General features: G+C 73.5%; 6 protein-coding genes, 1 rRNA gene and 1 pseudogene. 5 read left to right on the top strand and 3 right to left on the bottom strand.

Translation table 11 applies throughout. From position 1 onward, the window contains the following. Together rrf and ACIQF6_RS36180 are read left to right on the top strand one after the other, a co-directional pair. Positions 1–83: ribosomal RNA gene (rrf, locus tag ACIQF6_RS36175) — 5S ribosomal RNA — on the top strand; the annotation flags it as partial. Positions 84–384: 301 nt separating this feature from the next. Further along, complete coding sequence (locus ACIQF6_RS36180; RefSeq protein WP_400903266.1) at positions 385–780, top strand: VOC family protein; 396 nt, start codon at positions 385–387, stop codon at positions 778–780. A 994-nt stretch (positions 781–1,774) separates the two neighbouring features. On the opposite strand, the gene ACIQF6_RS36185 is transcribed toward ACIQF6_RS36180, so the two are convergent. Both ACIQF6_RS36185 and ACIQF6_RS36190 read right to left on the bottom strand, forming a co-directional pair. Further along, on the bottom strand, positions 1,775–2,143 hold the full coding sequence (locus ACIQF6_RS36185) for a hypothetical protein (RefSeq protein ID WP_400903268.1): 369 nt from the start codon (positions 2,141–2,143) through the stop codon (positions 1,775–1,777). Between the two features lie 30 nt (positions 2,144–2,173). After that, on the bottom strand, positions 2,174–2,728 hold the full coding sequence (locus tag ACIQF6_RS36190; protein ID WP_400903271.1) for a carboxymuconolactone decarboxylase family protein: 555 nt from the start codon (positions 2,726–2,728) through the stop codon (positions 2,174–2,176). Positions 2,729–2,798: 70 nt separating this feature from the next. Here ACIQF6_RS36190 and ACIQF6_RS36195 point away from each other — a divergent pair, with 70 nt between their 5' ends. Continuing rightward, positions 2,799–3,299, top strand: coding sequence for a MarR family winged helix-turn-helix transcriptional regulator (locus ACIQF6_RS36195; RefSeq protein WP_400903274.1), 501 nt, complete (start codon positions 2,799–2,801; stop codon positions 3,297–3,299). Between the two features lie 327 nt (positions 3,300–3,626). Here the strand turns inward: ACIQF6_RS36195 and ACIQF6_RS36200 are convergent, their stop codons facing one another. Beyond that, the gene (locus ACIQF6_RS36200) at positions 3,627–4,394 is read right to left on the bottom strand and encodes a lysophospholipid acyltransferase family protein (protein WP_400903277.1); all 768 of its coding nucleotides are present in this window, start codon (positions 4,392–4,394) and stop codon (positions 3,627–3,629) included. A 433-nt stretch (positions 4,395–4,827) separates the two neighbouring features. Here ACIQF6_RS36200 and ACIQF6_RS36205 point away from each other — a divergent pair, with 433 nt between their 5' ends. Further along, complete coding sequence (locus tag ACIQF6_RS36205) at positions 4,828–5,154, top strand: TlpA family protein disulfide reductase (RefSeq protein WP_400903280.1); 327 nt, start codon at positions 4,828–4,830, stop codon at positions 5,152–5,154. Positions 5,155–5,439: 285 nt separating this feature from the next. Beyond that, positions 5,440–5,530 (top strand): annotated as a pseudogene (locus ACIQF6_RS36210) (electron transfer flavoprotein subunit beta); the annotation flags it as partial.

Below are 5,530 nucleotides of genomic sequence, written 5' to 3' on the forward strand. Positions count from 1 at the left end.
ACATTCCGAACCCGGAAGCTAAGCCTCACAGCGCCGATGGTACTGCAGGGGGGACCCTGTGGGAGAGTAGGACGCCGCCGAACAATTATTCAGAAGAAGCCCCCTGACGGGATGTCAGGGGGCTTCTTTGCGTTCCCGGGGAGTTTGTGGGGCGGGCGTGCGGACGGACGAATGCCCGGGGGGCGGTTCGGCTTTGCGGCCGGCGACGTTGGGGAGGGTGATGAGGTACGGGGACGGGTGGTACGAGACGGGCCCGGACACGGTGGAGGCGGCGGGTGTGCGGCGTGGGCTGGGGGAGCGTACGGGCGTGCTGGGGCGGGATTGTCGGATCGAGCTCGTAGGCTCGCGTTCGGAAGAACGAGATGGCTGCGAAAGGACGTTGACGTGCTCCTGGGTTTGCGAACGGTGATCTACCCGGCGCCGGATCTCGCTGCGGCGAAGACCTGGTGGTCCTCGGTGCTGGGCATCGAGCCGTACTTCGACGAGCCGTTCTACGTCGGCTTCAACGTCGGTGGCTACGAGTTGGCGCTGGACCCGAACGGTGATCCGGCGGCCGGGCCGGTGACGTACTGGGGCGTCCGGGACGTCGACGCGGCGCTGAAGCAGGTGGTGGCCGCAGGGGCGGTGGTGCGGGACGCGGTGCAGGAGGTGGGCGGGGGGATCCGGGTGGCATCGGTGGTCGAGCCGGCGGGGGCGGTGGTCGGGCTGATCGAAAATCCGCAGTTCGTGCTGCCCGAGCCGGAGACGCTCCCGGGTGCGGGGGACGGCCCGGGTCGCTGAGGGGCAGCTGAAGGGGGCCCCGGAAACCGCCGGGTGGTCGGGGCCCCTTTGGTGCGTCAGGAGGGCTACGGGCGTGGGGTTTTACGGGCACCGGGTGCTCGGCGTGGTGCCGGACGACCTGTCTGGGGCTCATGAGAGATGTTCGGATGGGGGTTGGAGCGTCGCGGGCGTACCCGTTCGATGCGTTGGCGTTCGCGCTGGACAGGAAGCGGTGGCATGCCTGCTGGGCCGGAATGCGAGAGCAACGGCCGGTGATGGAACGGCTGTTGGGCCCAGCCGGGGTGGAGCGGACGCGAGCGGAGGCGCGGCTGTCGCTGATGGGTAGTGAGGGTGCCGGCGGGACGGTCGATGAGCTGTTCGCGGGACCGATGCCGGTGCTGCGGGCGGGGAAGCGGGCCGGGGCAACCGTTGTAGGGGAGGAAGAGCAGGGCGCGGCCGGCGCTGTCGGCGAACTCGTGGCCGATGTACTGGCCGGGGCGGTCCTCGTGGAGGGCGGGGAGTTCGGCGGGGGTGGCCGGCAGGGGGCCGATGCCTCCGGCGTGGCTGAGGAGGACGGCCTGGTCGGCGTCGGACAGCAGGCGGCGGGCGCGACTGGGCAGGAGTGGGCCTCGGCACCGGGCCCACCGGGTGCCGTCGGCGTCGGTGAACGGCCCGGTGCTGCCGGAAGTGGGGAGCCGGGGGCTGTTGCTGACGCAGCATGGGTGGAGCGTGGCGGATCGGGCCGGCGAGGTGAGCGGTGTCGGCGCGTGCTCGTACCGACCCGGCGGCCGCTCGTCGGTACGCGGCTCCGGCACCGCCCGCTGAACCGGTGGGATGGACGGCTCGGCCACGACTCGCCCGCGTCCGCGCCCGCGTCCGCGTCCGCGTCCGCTCCCGCTCGCGTGCCCGATCCCGCGTCCTCGCCCGCTTCTGATCCCGTGCCCGCGTCCGCTCCCGCTCGCGTCCGTGCCCGCTCTCGCGTCCCCTCTCCCCCCAGGCCGGCAGTGGCGTGCCGTCAGGCGGTGGTGGCGTGGTGGTGGTCGTTGCGGAGGAGGACGCGGGCGAGTTGGGCGGCGGTGGTGGTGATGGGGTGCCAGGTGTTGGCGCGGAGGTGGTCGGTGGGGGTGGGGTCGGGCGGGAGGGTGGCGAGGTGGGTGCGGAGGGCGGAGCCGAGGTCGGCGGTGAGGGCGGCTTCTTCGGCGGTGCGCAGGGTGTGGCCGAGCCAGGGGGCGGGGGCGGTGGCGTCGCAGGCGTCGGTCAGGAGGGTGGCCAGGTGCGGGGCGGGGTCGAAGCCGGCGTCCTGGAGGCCGGGGGCGGCAAGGGTGAGGACCGCGGTCACCAGTTGGTGCCGGAGTGCGGGGAGGGCGAGGCCGCGGTCGGTCACCGGGGGAGCGTACCGGCCGGAGGCGGAGGGTCAGGCGTAGGGGGCGAGTTGGGGGTCGACGGGGGCGTCGGTGAGGCGGTTGGCGAAGGTGGAGAGGGTGTAGGCGCCGATGCCGAGGACGATCTCCAGGGCGTTGCGGGGTGTGAAGCCGTGGGCGAGGAAGTCGGTGAGGTCGGGTTCGGGGACGGCGCCGGTGTGGTCGAGCGCGGAGTGGACGAAGCGGCGGACGGCCTCCAACCGGGCGTCCGGGAGCGGCTGTTGGGCGCGCAGGGCGGCGATCAGGTCGGGGTCGGCGGCGAGGTGGGTGAGTTTGGCGGTGTGCATGGCGACGCAGAGGTGGCAGCCGTTGCGGGTGGCGATGGTCAGGACGACGGTCTCGCGGACCAGTGGGTCGAGTTCGGTGGCGTCGAACATGGCCGTCAACTTGAGGAAGGCGTCCAGGAGTTGGGGTGAGTGGGCGAGTCGGCCGGCGGCGCTCGGGAGGTAGCCGAGGTTTTTGGTGATCCCTTCCAGGGGGCGGCGGGCCGCAGGCGGGGCGGTCTCGGGGGTGAGGTCGGGGAAGTGCTGGGTGGCGGTGTCGGACATGGCGGGTCCTTCCGGGTGGTGAGAGGCGTGCGGGGGCGGCCGTGGGCGTGCCGCGGCTGCGCGTCCTAGGATGGACAACGTGGTTGACCAAAACGTAAACCAGGTTGTCGATCCGCGCAACGGCTTCGAGCTCCCGCTGCTGCTGTTCGCCGGATTCCGCACGATCATCGACGAGTTGCACGCCGAACTCGCCCGCCAGGGCCACCCCGAGGCCCGGCCCGCGCACGGCTTCGCGCTTCAGGCGATCGGGCCGGACGGGGCGACGGCGAGCGAGCTCGGCCGGCGGCTGGGGGTGTCGAAGCAGGCCGCGGGCAAGACCGTGGACCGGCTGGAGGCGCTCGGCTATGCGGAGCGGGCGGACGACCCGGTCGATGCGCGGCGCAAGGTGGTGCGGCTGACCCCGCGGGGGCTGGACGTGCTGGCGCGGTCGGCGGTGGTGTTCGACCAGATCCGCGGCCGGTGGGCGGCGGCGCTGGGTGAGCAGCGGCTGCGCGAACTCGAGGACGGCCTGGCGCAGTTGACCGGTCCGTCCGGCTTCAGGTTGGACGCGGCGGGCTGGTTCGGCGGCTGAGCGGCGCGGCGAAGGCACGGCACGCGCCGGCACAGGGGCGGCGGCGGGGGAGTCGGCGTTCCGGCGGGACCGGGTGCCGGTGAACGAGGGCGCGAGCGGGTCTACGGCACCCGGATCGCGGGGTGCGCGGCGGCGCGCCGGTGCCGTGGTCCTGCGTGGATCCGGAGCTGATGGACGAGCAGGTGGGCCGGGGCCGGCATCCCGCCGTTCGAGGGGTGGGTGGCCCGGTGCTCCTGAGCGGAGGGCCGGTCGGCGGAAGGCCGGTTGCCCCCGCCGGGCGGCGGGGGCAACAGGCGTGCCGCCCGGCGAGGGCAGCGGGCGGAAGAGTCAGCGGGCGGCGCGGCGTTCGGCCTTGGCGGCGGCTTCCGCCTCGTCCTCGGCCTCGGCCTGCTCCAGGGTGGGGGCGGTGCCGCCGAGGTGGGCAGGGACCCACCAGGTGTCGTCGGGGCCGGCCGGCTTCGCGGGGTAGTCGCGCTGGGCGCGGTCGAGCATCTCCGACATGGCGGCGCGCAGGCGGCGGGTGACCATGACGGGCTTGTCGGCCGCGGTGAGGTGGATCGGCTCGCCGATCATGATGGTGACGGGCACGTGGCGCTTGGTCAGGGTCTTCGGGCGGCCCTTGGTCCACAGCTGCTGGGTGCCCCAGAGGATGACGGGCAGCAGCGGGGTGCCGGAGTCGGCGGCCATCCGGGCGGCGCCGGTCTTGAACTTCTTCAGCATGAACGAGCGGCTGATGGTGGCCTCGGGGAAGACGCCGACCACCTCGCCCTCGCGCAGCGCCTTGACGGCGGCCTCGTACGCGGGCTGACCGTCGGTGCGGTCGACCGGGATGTGCTTCATGCCGCGCATCAGCGGGCCGGAGATCCGGTGCCGGAAGACGTCGTCCTTGGCCATGAAGCGGGTCTTGCGGCGGGCCACCCGGTAGGCGCCGAAGCCGGCGAAGATGAAGTCCAGGTAGCTGATGTGGTTGCTGACCAGGACGGCGCCGCCGGTGGCGGGGACATGCTCGGCGCCGACGATGGAGATTCGCAGGTCCAGCGCCTTGAAGGCGGTGAGCGCGGTGCGGATCACCGGCGGGTACACGAACTCTGCCACGGTCAGTCCTACTTCCACGGGCCCGGGGCCCGGTGCGGTGGATCCCGGGGCGTGGTGGCAGGGCCGACGGGTCGCGGCACGCCGCGGCGGCCACGGGTGTTTCCCCCCGATAATCCCCCGAACGGGCACGGTCTGTCACGCCCGCGCACCGCGCGGGTCGGAGCGGTGGAGGCGGGTGGGGCCGGAATGCACTGCCGGGACCGGGCGTTCGGCGCGGCGGCGGGCGGGCGGCGGCCCGTGCCCCGCAGGCAAATCAGGGCGAACCGGGGCAGGTGTGCGGCTGCGGACCGGTGCCCCGGCGGGCGCGGGGCGGGGGCGGGGCGGTCGAACCGCCGCTCGCACGGAGAGTGGTCGGGGCGAGGGCGGACTGTCCGGGCCCGGCGCGGCGTTTGTCACACTGAATGCGGTGGATCGGACCGGCAGGAGGCGGCGGATGCGGGGCGAGGACGAGGCGGTGCGGTTGACCGGGGCGGAGCTCGGCGGCGCGCTGGGGGAGCGGGCGACGCTGGTGCAGTTCTCCACGTCCTTCTGTCAGCCGTGCCGGGCGACCCGGCGCACGCTGGCCGAGGTGGCCGGGATGGTCGAGGGGGTGGCGCACGTCGAGGTGGACGCCGAGTCGCAGTTGGAGCTGGTGCGCCGGCTGGGGATCGCCCGCACCCCGACGGTGCTGGTGCTGGACGCCGGAGGCCGGGTGGTGCGTCGGGCGGCGGGTCAGCCGCGCAGGGTGGACGTGATCGCGGCACTCGGCGAGGCCGTCTAGCGTTCAATCTCACAGGCGATCTGGTGCCGGGTCAGGTGGCAGTCGGGCCGCCCTGCGGCAGGATGGGCCAAGGCGGTGGCGCGGATGCCCGGCCGGACCTGCGGCAGCGTAAGCTACTGGCGAGTAGTGACGGCTGGGCTACTCATGAGTATGCTGCCGGGGAGTTCCGGAGGGGCACCGGCGTACGCCGCCCGGACCGCGGACCCCGCGCGTGTGCCGACACCGCTCGACACGCACGGACGCAGCCGCAGCCGCCGGATCGGACCAGTAACAGGAGAGCAGGCCGTGAGCTTGAGGATCGTTGTCTGTGTGAAGTACGTGCCCGACGCGACCGGTGACCGTCGCTTCGCGGACGATGCGACCACCGATCGGGAGG

Origin of the sequence: Kitasatospora sp. NPDC092948, assembly GCF_044754805.1 — a bacterium.
Taxonomy (GTDB): Bacteria; Actinomycetota; Actinomycetes; order Streptomycetales; family Streptomycetaceae; genus Kitasatospora.

Bases quoted from the DNA above. Each gene is read 5' to 3' on its own strand.
- ACIQF6_RS36195 (WP_400903274.1), top strand. From the start codon at position 2,799: ATGGACAACGTGGTTGACCAAAACGTAAACCAGGTTGTCGATCCGCGC.
- ACIQF6_RS36205 (WP_400903280.1), top strand. From the start codon at position 4,828: ATGCGGGGCGAGGACGAGGCGGTGCGGTTGACCGGGGCGGAGCTCGGC.
- ACIQF6_RS36190 (WP_400903271.1), bottom strand. From the start codon at position 2,728: ATGTCCGACACCGCCACCCAGCACTTCCCCGACCTCACCCCCGAGACC.